The organism is Pseudomonas sp. DR208 (genome assembly GCF_019823005.1).
GTDB lineage: Bacteria > Pseudomonadota > Gammaproteobacteria > Pseudomonadales > Pseudomonadaceae > Aquipseudomonas > Aquipseudomonas extremorientalis.
The window spans coordinates 879,579-900,994 of sequence record NZ_CP081944.1; the positions used below are offsets into that span (position 1 = coordinate 879,579).

4 protein-coding genes and 2 pseudogenes are annotated in these 21,416 nt (G+C 61.2%); 3 read left to right on the forward strand and 3 right to left on the reverse strand.

Annotated elements, in window-relative coordinates; all coding sequences use genetic code 11:
* Positions 1–118: 118 nt before the first annotated feature.
* Positions 119–1,057 (forward strand): DnaJ C-terminal domain-containing protein, encoded by a 939-nt coding sequence (locus K5K89_RS03815; protein WP_071491637.1) that lies wholly within the window; start codon positions 119–121, stop codon positions 1,055–1,057.
* Between the two features lie 23 nt (positions 1,058–1,080).
* Here the strand turns inward: K5K89_RS03815 and K5K89_RS03820 are convergent, their stop codons facing one another.
* Both K5K89_RS03820 and K5K89_RS03825 read right to left on the reverse strand, forming a co-directional pair.
* Positions 1,081–8,016 carry an NEL-type E3 ubiquitin ligase domain-containing protein gene (locus K5K89_RS03820; protein ID WP_222540881.1) on the reverse strand — a complete coding sequence of 2,312 codons (6,936 nt, stop codon included), beginning with the start codon at positions 8,014–8,016 and terminating at the stop codon, positions 1,081–1,083.
* A 105-nt stretch (positions 8,017–8,121) separates the two neighbouring features.
* Positions 8,122–14,136 (reverse strand): dermonecrotic toxin domain-containing protein, encoded by a 6,015-nt coding sequence (locus K5K89_RS03825; RefSeq protein WP_222540882.1) that lies wholly within the window; start codon positions 14,134–14,136, stop codon positions 8,122–8,124.
* Between the two features lie 498 nt (positions 14,137–14,634).
* Between K5K89_RS03825 and K5K89_RS28865 the strand changes: the two are divergent.
* Both K5K89_RS28865 and K5K89_RS28870 read left to right on the forward strand, forming a co-directional pair.
* Positions 14,635–15,360 (forward strand): annotated as a pseudogene (locus K5K89_RS28865) (dermonecrotic toxin domain-containing protein); the annotation flags it as partial.
* A gap of 3,225 nt (positions 15,361–18,585) precedes the next feature.
* Positions 18,586–19,620 (forward strand): annotated as a pseudogene (locus K5K89_RS28870) (NEL-type E3 ubiquitin ligase domain-containing protein); the annotation flags it as partial.
* A 20-nt stretch (positions 19,621–19,640) separates the two neighbouring features.
* On the opposite strand, the gene ureC reads toward K5K89_RS28870, so the two are convergent.
* The gene (ureC, locus tag K5K89_RS03835) at positions 19,641–21,341 is read right to left on the reverse strand and encodes an urease subunit alpha (protein WP_071491633.1); all 1,701 of its coding nucleotides are present in this window, start codon (positions 21,339–21,341) and stop codon (positions 19,641–19,643) included.
* Between the last annotated feature and the right edge of the window lie 75 nt (positions 21,342–21,416).

Sequence of the window (21,416 nt, forward strand, 5' to 3'; positions counted from 1 at the left end):
ATACGGCAAGTGCCGATAACACTTTGACGCATCCCCAGGCCACATCACTCAACAAGTGCAATGCAGCGCACGTTGTGCCCCGGGCTGTGCGATCTCGATTAAGGATGGTGAACCGCCGATGGATTTCAAAGACTATTACAAGATATTGGGCGTAGAGCCGACGGCCGACGATAAGGAAATCAAGGCGGCCTATCGCAAGCTCGCACGCAAATATCACCCCGACGTGAGCAAGGAAAAAGACGCCGAAGCCAAGTTCAAGGACGCGTCCGAAGCCTATGAGGCGCTCAAGAGTGCCGACAAGCGCGCCGAATACGACGAGCTGCGCAAATACGGCCAGCATGGCCAACCGTTCCAGGGACCACCGGGCTGGCAGAGCCGTGGCGGCTTTGGTGGCGGCGGTGGCGGTGAGGATTTCTCGGACTTCTTCAGCTCGATCTTCGGCTCCCGTGGCGACGCCTTTGGTGGCGGCCAACGCCGTCCTGCCGGGCGTAAAGGCCAGGACGTGGAGATGCAGCTGTCGGTGTTCCTCGAGGAGACCCTGTCCACCGAATCCAAGCAGATCAGCTTCCAGGTGCCGCAGTACGACGCCTCGGGCCGGCATGTCAGCAACACCACCAAGAGCCTGAACGTGAAGATTCCCGCCGGCGTGACCGACGGCGAGCGCATCCGGCTCAAGGGCCAGGGCGCGCCGGGCATTGGCGGCGGGGCCAATGGCGACCTGTACCTGATCATCAAGTTCGCGCCACACCCCAGGTTTGAAGTGGATGGCGAAAACCTGATCATCAACCTGCCGCTGGCGCCGTGGGAATTGGCGCTGGGCACGGAAGTGGCGGTGCCGACGCTGACCGGCAAGATCAACCTCAAGGTCCCCGCCAACAGCCAGAACGGCCAGCGCATGCGTGCCAAGGGCCACGGCCTGCTGAACAAGGCCGGGCAACGTGGCTATCTGTTCGTGCAGCTCAAGGCCGTGATGCCCAAGTCGGACGATGAGGCGGTCAAGGCTTTGTGGCAGGAGCTGGCGCAAAAAGCGGCGTTCAACCCCCGCGAGAACTTCTAAGGGGTTGAACGCCAGGGCGACCGTTATGGCGCACGGTCGCCTGTCATGTTTCTGGAGGGGCCGGGTTGCGGGCTGTCGTCGCCAGGCGGCGTCAACTCGGCGACCTCCCGACGTGACAGGTCCAGCAGTTTGAGGTTGCGTTCCGTCTGGCGATCAATCTCCAGCATATTCACGGCCTTTTGGTAGTCCTCGTCCATTGTTTCATGGGCGTCTTCCAGGGCCTGGTGTTTGCGGTCGGCCTCACTCTCCAGGGTTTCGAGTTCTACGGGGTATTTTTGCCCTAGGTAGTCCAGCCAGTAATCCCGGGTGATCAGGTTTTCATAAAAGACATCGCTATGTTCCTGTTCCAGAATCCACTGGCGCGCCTTGACCAGTGTCTCGCCACTGATCGGACGGTCGTACATCATGCGTGTGGGTTGCCCAGGTAGCAGCAGTTTGTCTTTCCAGCCAGCGCGCAGGCCGATGCGGTAGCGCAACCGGACTTCGGCCTGGTCCACCATGCCACTGGCTTGCTTGATGAACGCCATCGCCAGCTCTTCGGTTTTATCCAGGCGGTACAACTGGCGGGATAGCTTCAACAGGGCGTCGCCTTTCAAATCCAGGCGGGTGGGGTCGATGCTCATCAGTGTCTGTTGCTCGTAGACCTTGACCCTCAGCCCGCTGAACGTGAGCAACCTTCCATCCCCACAGGTGCCATGGCTGGCAGACAGGCCGAACAGGGTCTGACGCAATTCCGTGTTACCGGCGGCGGCTTCCAGCACCGTGCGTACTTGCTGCGCCAGATCGACGCGTGCGTACCTGAACTCATCGGTGTTTTGCAGGCTCTTGAGCAAGTCGAAGAATTCTGCGTTGTCGGGTTCAGCCAATAATTGAGCCCACATCTCCCGGAAGCGATCCTGTTGGAGCGCTCCCAGCTCACTGATCCAGGGGGCAAGTAGGCGACTGTCCGTCGAGGGCACTGGTGCGACTTGATCGACGCCTGCGATGTGCGGCAATTCAAGGCGCAGCGCCACGGCGATTTCGTGACGGGTCATGCCAAGGGCGCGGGCGCTTCCCGTGCGGTCGCCGTAAGCGAGCAGTGCGCTCAAGCTTTGTTCGGACAGAGTGGGGGTGTTTGAGATATCGGTCCCCGCCATCAGGTTATCGTGGCTACCGTCCAGCGCCTCGAGCGGGATCGATGTGATGAGGTTCGAGCCGATGTCGAGTTGGCGCAGGCGGTTCGACTCCAGAGTGCCCTGGGGCCAATCGGTCAGGCGATTGCTGCGTAGGTTCAAAATCCGAAGTGGCGAGGTACTGTCGATGCCGTAGCTGGTCAGGGCGTTATTGTTCAGGTTCAACTGTTGTAGATGCCGGAGCTCGCTGAGGGTGCTGTGCAGTGTCTGCTCGTCGTGGAACAGGTTGTACGCCAAGTCCAGGTCGCGCAGGTCGCGCATGCGTTCCAGTGCCATGGGCAAGCGTTGAAGCCCATTGTCGACCAGCAACAGCGAATGCAGTCCACTGAAACTGTCCAGGAACCCGTTGGCTCCTGACGCGGTGATCATAACTCCGGACAGGTCGAGGTTGCGCACATGCGAGAAATCCCCGGTCAGGGTCGGCAGGTCTCCTACGCGCAGGCCAGTTAAGGTGAGGGTCTGGCCTGCGCTGTCCGCCATCAATCCGCGGCGCCAGCACTGCAGAATATTCTCAATGACGCGACTGTGATTGAAGGCTGCGGGGAGAAGATCGATATCTGCCGAGGGGAGGCGTGCCATGAACCAAGCATTGAGCTGATGGATCAGCGTTTCCTGCGTGAGGTTCCAGCCATCGATGCGGGCATGGATCTGCAGATCACTGAGGCCTTCGCCGCGCATTCGCTCCAGCCACTGATCCACTGACGGTGTCTCCAGCGGCGGCAGCAGGCGTTGCAGGCGTTGAGTCAGGGGCGCAGAGCCCGGGGCCGTCTCGGGGATTGGCAGCTTCAATAGCGACCGGCCGACCACTGAAGCGATGCTTTCGGAGGGAGGAAAGTGGTCTTGCACGCCATCGGCCAGGCGCTTGAGACTGTTGGCAGGCAAGCTCCGGTTCTGTTCAACCTGCGCCCTGGCAGCGTTCAGAGCGGCTTCGCTGGTCGAGCTCAATGGTGCACCTTCAACCTTGATATCAAAGAGTAATGCCTCGCGGTCCAGCAAGGCTTGCGGCAACGTGGTGATCCGGGTGTTGCGCAGGTCCAATGAGTGGAGCTGCTCCAGTGTCTCGACGCCGGTAGGTACCTGTTCCAAATGGGTGCCTCCCAGGTTCAGGCTGCGCAGGTCCGACAGGCCTGTAACGTCTGCGGTTGTCAGCGGATTGTTTTTCAGCGAAAGATGCTGAAGCCCGCGTTGCTGCTGGGCAGAAAACGGCATTTCGGCAAGGTTGCAATTGTCCAGCTGCAAGATATTCAACTGCGGGAACGCGGCGATAAAACCGCGGACTTGTTCTATGGGCGCGCGCAGGTTATTCAGGCCACTCAAGCGCACATCGGTCACATGATTGAAGTTGTTGGCCGGCAAGTCTGGTAGCGCCGTGGCCGGCAGGTCTCTCAACGTCAAATGGCGCACGCGGGGCGTACTCTGCAGTTGATTTTGTGAGTAGCGTTCAAGCGCCCCTGCGCCCCATAAGCCCTTCAGGGAGTTCATTGTTTGTGTCTTCATGCTGACGGGGGTGCCAGCGTCGGCCTGGGACCACGCCTCCAGATACGTGCTGAGTGTGTTGTACTGTTCGCTGAGGGCCTCAATCGCTTGGAAGCGTGCCTGATGCGTTGACCATTGCGTGGCGAAGTTTCTGCTGATTTCGTTACTGTTGTGATAACCCGTCTCGTGGGACATTCGATCCAATTCCCCGGTGCAGAAGTCCTGGACCATGCTTTCCAGGTCGACGATGTGCGGTCGCCTTATGAAATTGTTGTAGGCCAGCCTGAATTGGTCGAGCGGGTATTTCCTCCAGTCCAGCGACAGTGCCTTCACGAACCGGTTGCTGCTGGTCAGCAACTCCGAAGGCGCCGTTCTGATGCCGGTTCGGTACAGGTTCAGACGGGTCAGGCGCGGAAGTTGGAATACCCCTGTCGGCCAGAAGAGCATCCGCGGCGAGTTTATTTCCAGGCGGCGCAGTTGGCGCAGGGGGCTGACGTCCAGGGTTGGCTGCATTTGTGAGCCATACCCATCATCGTTCACTTTCAACTCAACCAAGTGAGTGAGCTCACCCAAGCCGTTCAACACCTGGGGCGTGAGTTTTACGCTGAGCTCCAAGTGGTTGATCTTCGGCGTTTGTTTGAGTTTCAGCAGCAGGTCTCCGGCATGCTCCTCTCGTACCGAGATCTTGAGGTTTTCCAGGTTGGGGAAGAGGTTGGACAGTTGTTCGACCGTAAGATGCCAGGCACTCAGCTTACGCACGTGGGGGAAATCTATCGCGATGAAGGGCAGAGGTCCGTCGGCCGGGAGGTAGAAGTAGGTAAAGGCCTTGTTATTCTCGGCCAGGGGGCCGTTTTGCCAGCAGCGCTTCAATGCATCGGCGGTTGCTCTTCTGTCGACTGACCCTTCATTGACCCAGCGCTCCAGTGTGGCTTCCAGGTCTTCCCACTCGCGTCGGCGTTGCTGCAACAGGTCGTAAATCTGGTTGTCGGTTTTTCCGGCGGCTTTCAAGCGCCGGATAAACGCCTTGGCCTTTTTCGGGGTCAGCCCGTGGTACACATCCCGCGCCCTGGATTCCAGGGACGGCGCCAGGCCTCGCCCGCGCCCACTGAAGGCGTACCCTATCTGGTGGGTTCTCGCGCGCGAAGGCGGCATGGGGCGCAGTGGGGCCTGCTCGACCCACTGGGGGGCCAGGTGCGCATTTTCTTTGGCGCTGCGGATGATCGCCTCGCGCAATTGAGCCTGCTGGCTTACGTGAGGGATCCCCAGGGCCTGCCGGGCTTCGTCAGGCAAGGCGTGAAGCACGGAGGCATAGAAGTTGTCGCCATACCGGGGTCGACTGTTGAGGGGTTCACCGCGTTCATTGAACGCCTGGTAGGTCGGGCCGTCCTTGACCAGGTATTTACGCACAGTGCTGCTTTCATCGCCGATGGCATCGATCAGTGCCCCGTCGATACTGTCCCTGCGTATTTCCAGGCGCACAGTGTCCGACCAACCGGGTAATTGCTGCAACGCGTGCAAGGCCAGGCGCTTGGTGTCGGTGGTTGCAACGTGTTCACTGTACAGCCCGGCAAAGGCACGGGTCTGGCGTTCCTGCCGCGCATACCAGTGGGCTTCTTCGCGCATGGCCAAGGGCACGGTGCCCGTGCTTTCAAGGCGGGCGAGGGTTTCCTCAGGCGTATGGGCCAGGATCTCATTGGCCGCAGCCTGGCTAAGCCCCGGCGAGGCCTTGCGCAATTGCGCGACACGCGGGTCCTGGGCTTGGGCGCCTTCATAGAGACGTTCAAAAATAGCCGACCGGCGGGTCTGGGCGAAGTCGCTGAGCTGTTTCTTGAATTCATCGGGCCGGGCCTCTCGGACGCGAGCGCCTTCACCGCCAAGCAGGCGGTTAACCTCGGCCTCATCCAGCGCATCAAGGATACGTGCCGGCAAGCCATCGGCCAGAACCTCCTCGCGGTTCACGCGGATGGGCTCCTTGACAGGATCGCCTGCCGCCAGCCGCTCGGCGCCGTAGCGTACAGGGGTTCCCGTCAGGTCCGGTGCGTCGAACACGTCCAGCACCCGACCCCTTGGCCAGCGTGGCAGCTCGGTGATCAACGGCAGGCAGTAAAGGTATCGCGAGTCGATGGCTTGGCCGCTCTGTACCTGGACGATTACTGCGTCGACACCCTGGTCGGCGTCGAACAGGCGAATGGCATTCGCCAGGTCGGCGGGGAGCGGTTGGTTATCCAAGTGAACTTTGCGCAGGGTGTTGTCGCTGATACCGCTGATATCCGCGATCTTGAGCAGTTGCTCGTCGGAATACGGCTCGGTGGCATGCCCCAGGCGTCGCAGCAGGGTCAGGCGGTCCCACGTCAGGGGACGTTCCAGGGTATGGCGCCATGCGCCTTGTCCGTTATGCCGCAGCAGCGGTTGATAGGCCTCGGGATTGCTGGGGTGTTGGATGCGCCAGGCGTTGCTCGCGGTATCCTGGCTTATTTGATAAACCTTGCCGTCCTGACGGATATAGGTCTTGCCGTCGACTTCATAGCGCCCCAGAGGATCAGGGCGGGCATCGGCGGCCAGGCTGACATCGCTTTCATAGCCTTTGAGGTCGGGTTTCCACAGGCGGGTTTCTCCGTTGGGCAGCACGACCGGGTGCAAGCCCTCGACCACCGGTTCAGCCGGCACGGCCAGCAGTTTGCCGAAGCCTTTGCCGGCACCGGCCATCACGCCGATCAGCACCAGGTTTTCGGCCACGTCCACTAGATGGGCCTTGGCCGCCTTGCGGTCGCCCTCGCTCCACTCTATGGCCCCTTCGAACGCCGTGTATAACAGTTGGGCGCCCATCAATACGAGCATGGCCTCGCCCAGCCCCGGCACCAGCATCGAGACGCCGGTCAGCAGCAGTAGGCCGATATTGAGCAATGCCGAGAATTTGCGTGAGCGTACCTGGGCATCCACCTGCGCGGTGGGCACGGCATGGGCGCGGGCATCGTCGAGGAGCTTGTCGCGGTGCTGGTCGAACAGGTAGGCCCACAGGTCGACGTTGGCCGCCCACATTCCATGGCCTTTGCGCGCCACGCCACCGGGGGCGGGGTCGATATCACGCAACGGCACCTGGGGGCGGGGTGCCGCGGGCGGCAATTTTTTGAACCCTGCGAAGGTGAATGCACCGCGCACCAGGTCGTTGATTATCGACCCGTAGGGTTTGAGCGCCTCACTGAAGCTGCCCGATGGCGCGTCTTTTGTGAACCGCCCAAAGTAATTCGGGCGTTCGGTGTAGGTCACGAACTGGCTGAAAAAGCGTTGGTCCTGGGTGGGCAGGTCGCCTGCGGACGGTGTCGGATCGGGTGTGACCAGGCGCTTCTTGAACAATGCGATGCGTTCGGCGTCCGTGTAGCGTTTGAGCGGATGGTATGGGTCGTTGGGGATATAGATGATGGAGTCATCGGTGTAGCGGTACTTGTCGCTGATCACGAACACTATGCAGCCGATCATGCGGTGGCCCATTAGCGTCAGGTCGCGGAACCACACAGGCCGGCCATCCACAGAGGGTGTCAGCTCGCCATTGATGACCGAGAGAATCATCCGATGATCCTGGGGCAGGATGTCCTTGTTCAGCAAGGCCATTTCGGCGGCGGCGCGCAGGGCCGTTTTGTGTGCGTCGATAAAGGGCTCGCGCAATGCCGCCAGGGCGACGGCATCGGCGGGCTTGAAAAAGTTTTTGAGGTACGTCTGGTACTGCGCGCCGATATCCAAAGAGCGACACAGCCCGGTAAATTGCGGTACGGTCAGCGATGTCGCAAGCGGTATGAGTTCACCTGCATGCTCGACCATGAAGCCGGATGCGGCATGAAAGGCGCCGACCTCGCATTCCGACGCTTCGAAGTTGTGCAGGGCGGCGTCGAGCAGCGGCAGCTTCAGCACCTCGAAGCTACTCACATCGATACCGAAGATGCCGATTTCCAGCGGTTGAAGCAGACGGATGTAAGTGCTGTCGACCTCAAGCTCTACGTTGAACTGGTCCTTGAGCGCCGTGACCAGCAAGGGTTTGGCGAATGCATCGATTTCCTTGAAGGTGGATATTGCCTCAGCCAGGCGGGCTTGAGCGGTCGCGCTGGCCGTAATGCTGTCATGCACGGGCTTGCGTTGCGCCGCGGAGGCCCGTAGGTAGCCGTCGGGCAATGTTACGGGAGCGGCCTTGAGCGCCTCGCGTTGCTGTGGCGTGGCTTTTGTCAGCCACTCAGGTAGGGTGCTTTTGAAGAACGCGTCGTGCAGGCTATTTGACGCGGAGGGAGTCGCTTCGCTTTTTGGCGAAGTTGAAATAGTCATGCGGTCTTTCCTTGGGTATTGGGAGCAGACAGCAAATCACGTAAGTAGGCGCAGGCCGGGGTAGATAAAACAGCGCCAGGGAGCGACGCCCCTGGCGCCGTGGGGTCAGCTGAGCGGATGGGTCTTCAGCTCTGTGCGGGTCAGTGCCTCCATCAGCGTGGCTTCCTGGATGGCAAGCCCGGCTTGCAAGTTCTTGGCCTGCTGATCATAAAGCTTGTCGGACAACCGACCCTCGGCGTGTTCGTCATGCAAGGCCGCCAGTTGTTCATGGAAGGGCTGGCCCTGCTCCTCGAATTGCCCCTTGTACTTCTGGGCCAGGTACTCCTGCCAGAACTCCCTGGCGACCAGCGCCTGCAATTCGGCCGGTGAATCGTTCAGCTTGAGGATCTCCTGGCGGGTTTTTTTCAGCACGTCTTCGCTCACCCTGCCTGCGGTGTAGGCCGCCGTCTGCGGTTGTCCAGGCAAGTCCAGTTGGTCCGGGCCCTTGAGTCCGAAGCGATAGGCCAGCCTGATCTCGACCTCATCCAACAGTGCGATCTGCTGGAGTTTTTCCGTAGGCGAGTACCTGGGATTGTCATTGATCGCCTGGGTACGCCGGGCGATATCGTTCAACGCGGCTTTTTCCACCTCGTCGAGGCGGAACAACCCCCTGGCCAGCTTGATCAGCGTAGCGCCCTGGTTCACATCGCTGGCCAGTGCCTTGGCGTTGTGCGCCATGACCATGATCTCCACGTTGCTGAACGACAATCCGGCGCGGTCACAGCAGGTTGCGCGGCCGGCCCACTCGAATATTTGTTCGCGCAGTGCCGCGGATTCCGCAGTGTTCTGGGTAATAGCGTCGATCACTGTCCAGACCCGGTTCTGCAGGTCTGCATGGCCGGTGGGCGCCTCTCTCATGCCTTCGAGCATGGCGAAGAACCCGTCACTGCCCGGTTGTGTTCGCAATTGCTGCCATTGGGCCGTACGGGGCGCGATTTGCGCGTCGGGCACGCCTCGCATCCAGCGGGTCTGCTGTTGACCAATGGCGTGTACTCTTGGCGTCGACGTAACCTGCAGTGCCGAGGAAACCAGTTGGTTAGGGTGGTCGGCCGAACTCAGGCCTACCTGCTCGAGGCGCGCCTGGTATTGGCGCAGCTGTTGTCGCGTCGCCTCGGTCAGCGGGTTGCCTTGGAGCCTGATGGTGTTAGTGATGCGGGCCGACTGCGCCAGTTGCTCGGCAGGCGGGTTGATGAGTGAGTCGGGAAGCTCGGTGATGCGGTTGTTCAGCAAGGCAACGTACTCCAGAAGCGGTTGCGCGCCGATTCCGGTCGGGTAGGTTTCAAGCTCGCAGTTCTGCAGGCTCAGCGTACGTAAGTCGGTAATAGCGCTGAAATCCGGAGCGATGCGCAAGGGGTTGATCGCCATGCTCAACGCCCTGAGCGTTGTACGCTGGGCCAGCACTTGCGCGGTTACGGGAGTGAGCTGGATCTGGTTGCCATGCAAAAGCAAGCGGGTCAGCCCGTTCATTTGATTGAGGGCCTGGGGCAACTCGCGTAACTGGTTGTTCGACATATCCAGCCAACGGACACCGCGATGGCGTAGCAGGAATTGCTCGGGGCTGGTGCTCAGACTCATGTTATTGAGTTTGAGCGAGCCGACGTGGCTGAAATCTGCGTCCAGCTCCGGCAGGCTTGGCAGGGTGAGATTGCTGAGGTCCAATTCCCAACCTATGGGGGTAAGGTCGAAAGCCTTTTGTTGAGGCCCTTCCTTGCGCCAGCAACTGATTATCCGGTCCCTTGCCAGGTAGCGATCATCCCGCCCCGCGAAATTGAGCATGCGCTGGCGGGTGCGCACGTAGCCGGTCCCGGTCCGGCTGTTGATGTTGCCACCGGCAGAGGCCCACGTGTTGAGCTGTGTATTGAGCACTTGGAATTCTTGTTCCAGGCGCGACAACTCCGCTTCCAGACCCTCCCCCAAATCCCAGATGAATTGCCGGATCTCCAGCGTGTTGCGATTGGGGTACAGCGCGCGTGCGCGTTCAAGGTGCGGGTTGTTCATGTCGAACGCGTCATGGGTTTTGATCAGGTCCGGACGTTCCGCGGCCAAGCGTTGCCAGTAAGTGTCGAAGCGTTGCCGATAGGCTTCAGGAAACGGGTTGCCTTTCAGGAACGTGACATCGTTGATCCTGGCGATGGTTTCCAGCTGTTCGGGCTGCGGGTCGAGATTTGCCTCGGGAACCTCACTCAGGCGGTTATCGCGCAGGTTCAGAAACTCCAGGTTGGTTTTGTCCAGCAGGCCGGTGGGCCAGTGTTCGATTCCGGAACCCGACAGGTCCAGCCTCTTCAACTCCTGCATGGCGCTGAAGTCCGGGGTGAGGCCCAAGCGATTGCCCGAAAGCTCCAGGGTTTCCAGCTTGTGCAGTGCGCTGAGCCGTGCGGCGCTTTGTGGGGTGAGCACGATCTTGTTCTGGTTCAGCCTCAACTGAGTCAGCTGAGGCATTCTGTCGAGCCCTTCAGGGACGGCGGTGAGTTCGCAGTTGGCCAGGCTCAGCTTTTTAAGCTGGTTGAAATTATTCAGGAACGTCTGCGTGTTGCCACCCCACAGGCGGGTACGCAGTTCCAATTCGGTGACATGGCTGAAGTCTGCCGTGAGCGCGGGCAGGTCCAGCGGTACATAGCTGATGAGTTTGAGCGTACTGCCCGATTCACGACGCCAGCAGCGCTTGATGTCATTAGCGACCGTACTGGCGTACGCGCCGACTCGCGGGTTGTTGGCCTCGACCCACACGTTCAAATCGTCCTCAAGCTTTCGGTACTCGGCTTCCCGTCGTGTCAAGGATGAACGCACTTCGCTGCCAAGCGATTCGATAAAGTCCCTGACTTGCTCATCGCTGAATGAGGGGTAAAGCTTGCGCACCCGTTGTTGCGCAGTGCTGAGCTGCGCTTTGAGTTTCTCGTAGCCACGCCCGCCACCGAGCAACCGCATCGTGGCGTCGTAGGCAGGTTTTCGCACTGGGTTTTCGAGCAACACAGCACGCAGTTGTTCGCGGGGCAAGGGAGTGGACTGGATGGCAGCCCGCAGGTGGTCGGTGTCGGTCACCCGCATGTCGATACGTTCACCCGGTGACAACGTATTCAGAATGGCATCGTACAAATCCGTGGCGTGGTTGCCTTCGAACCGCCCATCGTCGAGCTGTACAAGGATTTTACTCGGTGTTCCGCCCACCTCGCCGATGGCATCGAGTAAGACGTCCTGAGCATCGTTGGGCATACGCTGGCGCAATTCCACGCGCGTTCCCCTAGGCCAGCCGGGCAAGGTCTGCAGGGTACGCAGGGCCAGGCGCTGGCTGTCGAGGTCGGACGGTGTGTTCAAGTGCAGGTTTTCATAGGCGCGCGACACCCGGGTTTCCTGCTCGGCCCATTGCGCCCGTTCGGCGAGCGCGACCGGCAGGCGCGCGCTGCGGCGAAAGGCTGCCAATTCTGCAGCGCTGAGTTCTTTAAGCAACGGCTCGGCGATGCGTGTCGGCAGTTTAGGGTACGCGTCCTGTACACGTTGTACATCGGGGTCGTTGCTGGCGGTCAGTTGCTGATAACGTTCCTCGACATACGAAGGCTTGATCGACTCGACAAACTCGCCCAGTTGCCGACGCAGTTTGGCGGCCCGCATGGGCAGCGTGTCCAGGGGCGAACCGGGAATGTCGACCAGGTCAGGGTCGGCGCCTTGCAGGGTGTACAGCACCTGATGCAGTCCCTCGCCTCGAGCCAGGTGCTGTTCGTTGAGTACGACTGTGCGCCTGGGCTGGGGTGACAGGGAGGGTACGTCGTCCCAGAGTACGCGCCTTTGGCTGTCCATCACCCGCAATGGCGGGGAGCTGGACAACAGGCCACGGCGCTTCATCAGGTCCAGTTGCGTGCCCAGGTCGGCCTTGGGAAAGACGAAAGGATCGGAGCTCTTGAGCCGCTGGATGAATTCGTTGACCTGCTGGTGGAGTTTGAAGCGTTGCAGCGAATCGGCCAGCAACAGCGGTGTGACTTCGCCATTCACATGCGCTTCGCGCAGGGCGTCGGCTGTGACACCGCTGGCCTCCTGGGCCTTGAGCAACTGGTCAGTGTCCAGCGGCTCGGTGGTATGGCCCAGGCGCCTGAGTGCAGTGGTGTCGTCCCAGTCCAGTGGGGTTTCGCCTTCGTGGCGCCAGGCCCCTTGGTTGTTTTGGGCCAGTTTCGGTGAGTAGGCCTCGGGACGGGTAGGATGCTGAATGCGGTATTCGGCGGTGTTCGGATCTTGCGTGACGCGGTAGGTGTAGCCTTCAAGCGGCAAGATCGTCTGCCCCTCATGGCTGTACAGCCCTTGCGCATCAGGCTGGGCATCGGGCGCCAGCTGGATCGAGGTACGATAGGGGCTCAGGTCGGGTTTCCACAGGCGGCTCTTGCCATCGCTCGACGTTATTGGCTGAGTCGCCTCGACGACCGGTTCAGCCGGCACCGCTGTCAGTTTGGTAAAACCTCTCCCCACGGCGGCCATCGCCGCCAACTGCACCAGGTTTTGCGCGACGTCGATCAGGTGGGCCTTGGCCGCCTTGCGATCGCCCTCCGACCACTCCTTCACGCCGTCAAAGGTTTCCAGCAGAAGTTGGGTGCCCATCACCGCCATCATGGCCTCACCCAACGCCGGTATGAACATCGAGATACCCGTGAACACCAGCATGCCGATGTTGAGCAACTGCGCCAGTTTGCGTGAGCGTACGCTGGCATCCACATCTGCCGTGGGCACCGCATGAGCGCGTGCGTCGGCGTAGAGTTTGGCGCGATGCTGTGCGTAGAGATAGGTCCACAGGTCGAGGTCCTCGCCCCAGAACCATCCCCCGTGGGCCGGCGGCGTGATGACCGGCTCCAGGCGCGGATCAGGATTGGGCACTTGTTTGGGTGGAGCAGGTGGTGGCGAGGGGTGGGTGGTGCTGAAGAAATAGAACGGGTCGATCCCCTGTCGTATTTGATCAATCAGCGGTTTATAGGGCAAGAGCTTCTGGGCGAGGGAGGTGTCCGAGGTGTCTTGGGTGAACTGGCTGAAATACTCCGCCCGCTCTCCATAATGGATGAACTGGCTGAAGAACCGCTGGTAGGTCGTGGGACCTTCCTGCGGAGCCGGCGTGGCATCAGCGGCAGTGAGTCGTTGCTTGAACAGCGGCTTGAGCTGACCCAGGGTGTAGCGCTTGAGCGGTGCCTGGGGATCGTCGGGAATGTACAGCAGCAACTCGCTCCCGTTGTGAAGTTCGCCGCTGACCACGAACACCACCACACCGGTGAGTCGGTGTTGCGTCAGGCTCAGGTCGCGCAACCAGATGCGCTTGCCGTTCAGCACCGGCTTTTTTTCGCCGTCGATTACCGACAACACCATGCGGTAATCGGCGTCGGTGATGTCATTTTTCAACAAGGCCTGTTCAGCCGCCGAGCGCAACGCTGATTTATGCGCGACGGTGAATCGCTCCTGCAGGACGGCCTGCGCCACCGCGTTATTGGGCTCCAGGAAATCCTTGAGGTAAGCCTGGTATTTCGCGCCGATATCCAGCGAACGGCACAGGCTGGTGAACTGCTCCACCGTCAAGGGGGTGGTGACGGCGGTGGAGCCGTCTGCGTTCGCCGACTGGACCACGAACCCCGAGGAGGAATGAAACGCGCCGGCTTCGCATTCCGAGGCCTCGAAGTTGTGCAGTGCCGCTTGCAGCAGCGGCAACTTGAGCGCTTCGAACCAACCGACAGGAATATAGAACTCGGTGAGGGACACGGTTTTTCTCAGCCGGATGAAGGTCTTGTCGACATCCAGCGTGACGTTGAACCGCTCTTTCAAGGCGTTGACCAGCAGGGGGCGGGCGAAGGTGTCGATGTCTTCCAGACTGGACATGGTGTTGTCCAACCGGGTCTGTGCGGCGAAATGGGTGGCGATGCTGGCTTGCAGCGCGTTGCGTTGCGTCGCCGAGGCCTGCACGTACCAGTCCGGCAGCACCGTGCCGGCGGCCTTGAGGGCTTTGCGTTGTTGTGGTGTGGCTTGGATCAACCAGTCGGGGATGGCGCTTTCGAGGAAAGTGCTGTGCACGCTCTCTGAAACGGTCGGTCGAGTCTCGTCTGTTGGGCGTAGAACTGACATGAGTCACTCCTTGGGTTTAGGAGGTGACAGCACATCACTCGCGCAGGGAAGTGACGCGGTAGATAAGTACGCTTAGGCTACCTTGCAAGCGTACGCAGGAACGGGCGGTTCGCGGTGTCCGAACAGCCCAAGCGTGGGCTCGATTGACGTTTACCTGATCACAGCCAACGTCGGATAAATAGTTAGGCCCGCACCCTTCTGCGGGGGACCTAGGATCCCGTGGTCTTCAGATCACACAGTAGCCATCCCATGTCCAAGTCCGTTGCAGTCGAACACTCAGCATTGCCCGTACCCATCGATCAAGGCCAGCATTACACGCTGATCAAACAGGCCATCGCGCCATGCCTTGTCCGGGCCTCGCCCGAGCGTCGCCAGGCCCTCAAAGAGACTGCTCCACAGATTCCCGACTGGTACGCCGCCGCCCCCCAGCACCAGAAAGATCAGCTCAAAACCCTGATGGATGCACGCTGCGACGCGCTCAACCAGTTGGAAAAGTCCATGGGAAAATTGCAGTCAGTGACCGCATTCGCCCAGCCGTTACTGGAGGCTGCCTTGAAAAAGGCGGGCTTCGAACTGGACGTCCATCAAACCTGGCTGCGGCTTTATTCACCGGTGGAAGATGCCTTCGGCCGGCCAACGGGCGGGTTCAAGAGCAAGTCCTTTTCGTTGTTGCAGGCGGCGTTGAACAACTTCGAAGCGCGGGAGGCCGAGAAGGGATTTTTCAACCAATCCTCAGGCTTTATCACCCCACCCGATGCGCGCGGCCAGTTCGAACGCCATGCCACCTCGTTGCAGATCGAAACCTTTGTGCAGTTGTGCCGTGACCTGGACCTGGGCGCGCAGTACCAGGCCTACCTCAAGACCTTCCTGGAACCCCAGGATGCGGTCGCCGAGGGCTTGCTGCGCGAGCGCTACCTGACCCACCAGAAAGCCGCGTTCAAGGCGGCGGCCTACCTGGCCCTGGTCAAGGGTGATATTGACGCGAGCGATCATGCCTTGCTGATGCGCGTGCTGGCCGGTGAACAACCGATCATGCTGGGCGACAAGCAGGTGTGGTACCGCGTGCCGTGCATGATGAACCTGCGCCTGCACGATTGCCTGGTCATCGACCCCTGCGTCAAATATCGCTATTCCCAATGGGTGATCATCTACGTCCCCGACGACCCCGAGCATCCGATCAAGCGGTACGCGTCATTCGCCGACTTCAGCAACGCCGTGACAGCCCGTCTTACTGCCGGCACGCAGGCCCATGGCGACCGCTCCGTAGAGTTACCGGTTACCGAATACCAGCGGTTCTACAGCCGGTTCATTGATTACCGGCATCGCCCCTACTACTTTCGCCGGCTCACCGAGCTGGTGGTGGATGCACCGCCAGGATCGTTCATCGAGGATTGGTTGCAGTCCGAATGGGGCCAGTACCTCACGTCACTGGTGACGCCGTCGTACCTGCAGAGTATTCCATCGATTTTCGGTGAGCCTCGGCCGCAGACACGGGTGCCGATCAGCGCGCCGGAATTCAATATCGGCGCGAATGCGATCAAGGGGCTGTGGGAGGAAGTGGACCTGTGGCCCCATCGCTACGAAAGCTTGCGCAAGCGCCTGTATGCCGATGCGCGGGCCCAGGCCGTGAGCACTGCCGACGCGGACGATGCTGAACGTGCGCGGCGTCTTGAGCATTATCTGAATACCGGCCTGTTTGCCGTGAACCTGCTGGGCATGGTGGTTCCGCCGCTGGGGGTGGCGATGTCCCTGGTCACGGCGGGGCAGTTGCTATACGAAGTGCTGGACGGTGTTATCGAGTGGGCACAGGGGGACCGCGAAGCCGGTTGGGCGCATATCACCGATGTGCTGGAAAACCTGGCCCTGCTGGCGGCCGGTGCGGGCGTGGCTCACTTGACCCTGTCGCCCTTCATCGAGCAGCTCAAGGCGGTGCAGTTGCCCAGCGGCAAGACCCGGCTGTGGAAGCCCGATCTGTCCATCTACGAGCATCCTTCGCCGTTGCCCGCCGATTCCGTCGCCGACGCACAGGGACTGCATCAGGTCGACGGCAAACAGCTGCTGGAATTGGAGGGCAAGCGCTATGCGGTACGGCAAGACCCGCAGACCGAGCGTTTTCATATCGAGCACCCGTCACGGGGCGATGCCTATTTGCCGCGCCTGACCGCCAATGGCGAGGGCGCCTGGAACCATGAACTTGAGCAACCCTTGAAGTGGCAAGGCGCAACCCTGATGCGCCGCCTGGGGCCGGTGATGGACGGTTTCAGTGACACCGAGCTGGAGCAGATCCGCCACACCAGTGGCGTGACGCAAGACCGATTGCGTCGGGTGCATGTCGAAGGTGAACCGGTGCCGGCGATCCTGCTGGATACCGTGCGCAGGTTCCGTGCCTATCGCGACGCCGGGACGGTGGCCGAGGAGATCGGCGCGGGCAAGCATTCCATCAATTTGTGCGGCTATCCAGCGTCCCTGGTTGTGTACCTCAAGGGTTGGCCGCAACAGTTGGCGATCGAAGCGTTTTGGGACATCGAGCCAAGCGGCCGGTCAGTGAAGTACGGCGACCCCGGCGCCTCCACCCGCGACACCCTGCGGATCAGCCTTACAGAATTGATGAAGGGCCAGTTGCCCGCGCGGGTGATCGGTTTTCTCGACGAAGCCCAGATCCATGCCCTGTTGCCTGGCTACACCCCCAGAACGCCGGAACTGCGCGTCGCTGCCCTGAAGGCACGTCTGCAAACCTTCGCGGTCACCCAGCGCGCGCGCTTGATGCGCAGCCTCTACGCCGGACAGCAGCCGCCCACGGACGCCGCCACCCAATTGATCAAGCGCCAGTTTGCTCGGGTCCCGACGCTCATGGTCCAGGAGTTGCTGGGGAGCGCTACTGCCGAGGAGAGAAAAACGCTCAACACCCGGCAGCGTGTGCCGCTGCGGTTGGCCGAGCAGGCGCGCGACCTGCAGCAGAACATGCGCCTGACCCACGCCTACGAGGGCCTGTACCTGGAGGCGCTGGCGGATAAGGACACCGAAGCCCTGGTCGTCAATTCAGTGCCGAGGTTGGCGGGATGGAAGGACAACCTGCGCCTGGAAGTGCGTGAGGCAGAGCTGGACGGTGAGCTACGGGCCAGTTTCGGCCCGCAGCAGGCGACTGAACGCAAGGTGTTGGTGCGGGTTGGAGAGGGCCTTTACCAGGCACGCAATGTCCGCGATGAAACCCTGCATGAGCCCGACGACCTCTACTCAGCTATCCAGCACGCCTTGCCCGACGAGCACCGCCAGGCCATCGGCTTGCCGAACATCAAGCAAGGGCAGGAGCTGAAGGCCAGGATCATTGCCGCGGCGCTGCCCCGTGACCAGTTGCGCACGGTGCTTAAACTCCAGCAGCGCCGGTACCTCTTTTCACACCGACCGGCACCGCGCCTGGCGAGCGGGAAGTTGGGGTACCTGGCCAGCAACCACGGTCAGCATACGGCCTGGGGGCATATCATCGAGGAGCGCGTGCGCACCCTTTTCCCTGGGTTTACCTTCGAGCAAGTGAACACGTTCATCGACGACATGGGGTTGGAGTACCAATCCCGGCTCAAGGCCCTGGAGATGGAATACAAGACATTCGACAACACGTTGCAGAACTGGCAACGCGAACACTATAACCAGGTCACCGAGGAGCAGCGCCGCTCAGGGGCATTCCAGCAACAACGGTTTGCCCGCCTGCGAATCGTCAAGGCCTTGCGCGACGCCTGGCGCCGCGCTGGGCCCGAGGATGCGGATGTCAGCGGGTACTCCCATGGGCAAGTCCTCGACCTGTCCGACGAGGACCTGCATGACCAGCTTGAGCAACTGCCGCCGTTGACCGCCAACTTCGACCATGTTTCGGCCCTTGACCTATCGGATGCGGGAATCTCGACAGACCCCAGCCCCTTCCTGCGCTATTTCAAGCGGCTGCGGCGGTTGGACCTGAGTAACAACGAACTGAGCGTGCTGCCCGAGCCGATAGGTCAAATGCAGCGATTGACCGAGCTGGAGCTGTCCGATAATCAGATTGTCCTGGACACGAACGCCTTCAATCACCTGAGTGGGCTTACGAAGCTGAACTACCTGGGGCTGGAAAGCAATCCGCTTGGCCGCGCGCCCGACATCGGCCGCATGCCGGAATTGAGCATGCTGCTGCTCGGCGACAGCGGGCAGACCACGTGGCCTACCGGCTTGTTTGAGCAACCACGGGCGCGTTCGTTCGTGCTGGACCTGAGCGCCAATCGGTTGGACAGCGTTCCCCAGGTCGAACCTGGGTCAAGCCACGCAAACACCGTGGCACGCACCCGTATCAGCGTGGAACCGGCGTTCATTTCCGCGCAGAATCTGGAGATCGTCAGGGGCTACCGGCTGTCCGTCGGGCTGGAGCCGGACCGTACCTATCCGCTGCGAGGGGTGATGGACAGCATCCATTGGCGCAGTGGCCTGAGCGATGAGCAGTGGCGGGCCAAACAGGACACCTGGGACGCCCTGGAAAATGAGCACGGCTCCGAACCGTTTTTCAATGAGTTGCGCAAACTGTCCGAATCTGCAGATGCACTCGAACAAGAGAGTGCGGCCAAGATCGATCTCACACGCAAAGTGTGGAAAATGGTCGAGTCGGCGGCGGCCAACACAGCCTTGCGTGAAAAACTGTTTGCCATGGCCGCGGCGCCCACCACCTGCGTGGATGCCGGTGCCCAACTGTTCAATGCCATGGGCGTTGAAGTGCTGGTGGCGCGGGCGTACGACTCGCTTCTCCCGGACACGGTGGAGCGCGACTTGCTGGCTGTGGCGCGCGGCAAGTCACGCCTGGATGAACTGGGTCGGATTGCGCGTGCCCGGGTCGATGCGCTGGTGGCCGAAGGGCGCAAATACCCCGAGCGCGACGCCGATGGCGAACGCATCACCCATCGCGATGCACAGGGCAATGCGATGCGCGACATCGACGAGGTAGAGGTCTACCTGATCTACGCGACCGAATTGGCGCCCCCGGACAAATTGCACTTGCCCTGGCAATCCGCTCGGATGATGTTCTCGGAACCGGACGTGACCGCGGACATGATCGAACAGGCCCGCAAGCGAGTGCTCGCCCTTGAGGAAGGCAACCTGTTGCGGCAATCGATCAGTGAGCAGCCGTTCTGGCTGGATTATCTCCGGCAGGCACACACAGAGCCCTTCAAGACGCTGCAAGGCAAGGCAGAGGCCTGGCTGGATCTGCGCGATGCCCAGCAAGCCTGGCTCGACGCCGCTGATCCGGTGCAAAAGGACCGTTGGCGCAGCGAGGTACTGCGGCTGGCGGAACACCTGGGCAAGCCGGCCGCCGAGGTGCCGCCGGGGGCAGTGATGACCCAGGCGCGGCTCGACGCCGAAATGGAGAAACTGGCGGCGCAAGATCGGGCCCAGGTGGAAAAGCTCACCGACGAAGCGTTGCAGCGCGCCAAGTTGGACAGTATCGAAGACTTGTACCAGGACTTGTAACCGGACGCAGGCCGTACACCTCAGAACAGGAAGTAACGCTGGGCCATCGGCAGCACATCCGCCGGTTCGCACCATAACAACACGCCGTCGGCCTTGACCTGGTAGGTCTGGGGATCGACGTCGATGTCGGGCAGGTAATCGTTGTGGATCAAGTCGGTTTTCTGCACGTCGCGACAACCCTTGACCACGGCGATCTGCTTTTTCAGGCCCAGGGCCTCGGGCAGCCCGGCGTCCCGGGCCGCCTGGCTGATGAAGGTCAGGCTGGTGGCGTGCAGGGCGCTGCCAAAGCTGGCGAACATCGGCCGGTAGTGCACCGGTTGCGGCGTGGGGATCGAGGCGTTGGCGTCGCCCATGAGGCTGGCGGCAATCGCGCCGCCCTTGAGGATCAGCGTCGGCTTGACCCCGAAGAACGCCGGGCGCCACAGCACCAGGTCGGCCCACTTGCCCACTTCGATGGAGCCGACGATATGGCTGACGCCGTGGGTAATCGCCGGGTTGATGGTGTACTTGGCGATGTAGCGCTTGATCCGGAAGTTGTCGTTGCCTGCACCGTCGCCCGGCAGCGGGCCGCGCTGTCTTTTCATTTTGTCGGCGGTCTGCCAGGTGCGTGTGATGACTTCGCCGACGCGGCCCATGGCCTGGCTGTCGGAGCTGATCATGGAAAATGCGCCAAGGTCATGCAGGATATCTTCGGCGGCGATGGTCTCGCGGCGGATACGGCTTTCGGCGAAGGCGACGTCTTCGGCGATGCTCGGGTCGAGGTGATGGCAGACCATCAGCATGTCCAGGTGTTCGTCGATGGTGTTGCGGGTGAAGGGCCGCGTCGGGTTGGTGGAGCTGGGCAGCACATTCGCAAAGCCACAGGCCTTGATGATGTCCGGCGCGTGGCCGCCGCCGGCGCCTTCGGTGTGGTAGGTGTGGATGGTGCGGCCCTTGAGCGCGGCGAGGGTGGTTTCGACAAAGCCGGACTCGTTGAGGGTGTCGCTGTGGATCGCCACTTGTACGTCGTACTCGTCGGCCACGCTCAGGCAGTTGTCGATGCTGGCGGGGGTGGTGCCCCAGTCTTCGTGCAGCTTCAAGCCGATAGCGCCGGCCTTGACCTGCTCGATCAATGGCTCGGGCAGGCTGGCGTTGCCTTTGCCGGTGAAGCCGATATTCATCGGGAATGAGTCGCTGGCCTGGAGCATGCGCGCCAGGTGCCACGGGCCAGAGGTGCAGGTAGTGGCATTGGTACCGGTGGCGGGGCCTGTGCCGCCGCCGATCAGGGTGGTGACGCCGCTGTTCAGGGCCTCTTCGATCTGCTGCGGGCAGATGAAATGCACATGGCTGTCGATGCCGCCGGCGGTGAGGATCATGCCTTCACCGGCGATCACTTCGGTACTGGCGCCGATGGCCATGGTCACGCCGGGCTGGATATCCGGGTTGCCGGCCTTGCCGATGGCGTGGATGCGGCCATTTTTCAAGCCGACGTCAGCCTTGACGATGCCCCAGTGATCGATGATCAACGCATTGGTGATCAGGGTGTCGACCACTTCATGGGCGAGCAACTGGCTTTGGCCCTGGCCATCGCGGATCACTTTACCGCCACCGAATTTCACTTCTTCGCCGTAGACGGTGAAGTCCTGTTCGACCTCGACGAACAGCTCGGTGTCGGCCAGGCGGACCTTGTCACCGACGGTGGGGCCGTACATGTCGGCGTAGGCTTGGCGGCTGATTTTCATGTGGTTGCCCTGAAGATATGTGTTGAATGTGAGATCGCTATCGGGGGCAAGCCCCCTCCCACCTTGATGTGTGAA

Excerpts from the sequence above, each read along its gene's own strand:
- K5K89_RS03815 (WP_071491637.1), top strand. The coding sequence starts at position 119 with ATGGATTTCAAAGACTATTACAAGATATTGGGCGTAGAGCCGACGGCC.
- K5K89_RS03820 (WP_222540881.1), bottom strand. The coding sequence starts at position 8,016 with ATGACTATTTCAACTTCGCCAAAAAGCGAAGCGACTCCCTCCGCGTCA.
- K5K89_RS03825 (WP_222540882.1), bottom strand. The coding sequence starts at position 14,136 with ATGTCAGTTCTACGCCCAACAGACGAGACTCGACCGACCGTTTCAGAG.
- ureC (WP_071491633.1), bottom strand. The coding sequence starts at position 21,341 with ATGAAAATCAGCCGCCAAGCCTACGCCGACATGTACGGCCCCACCGTC.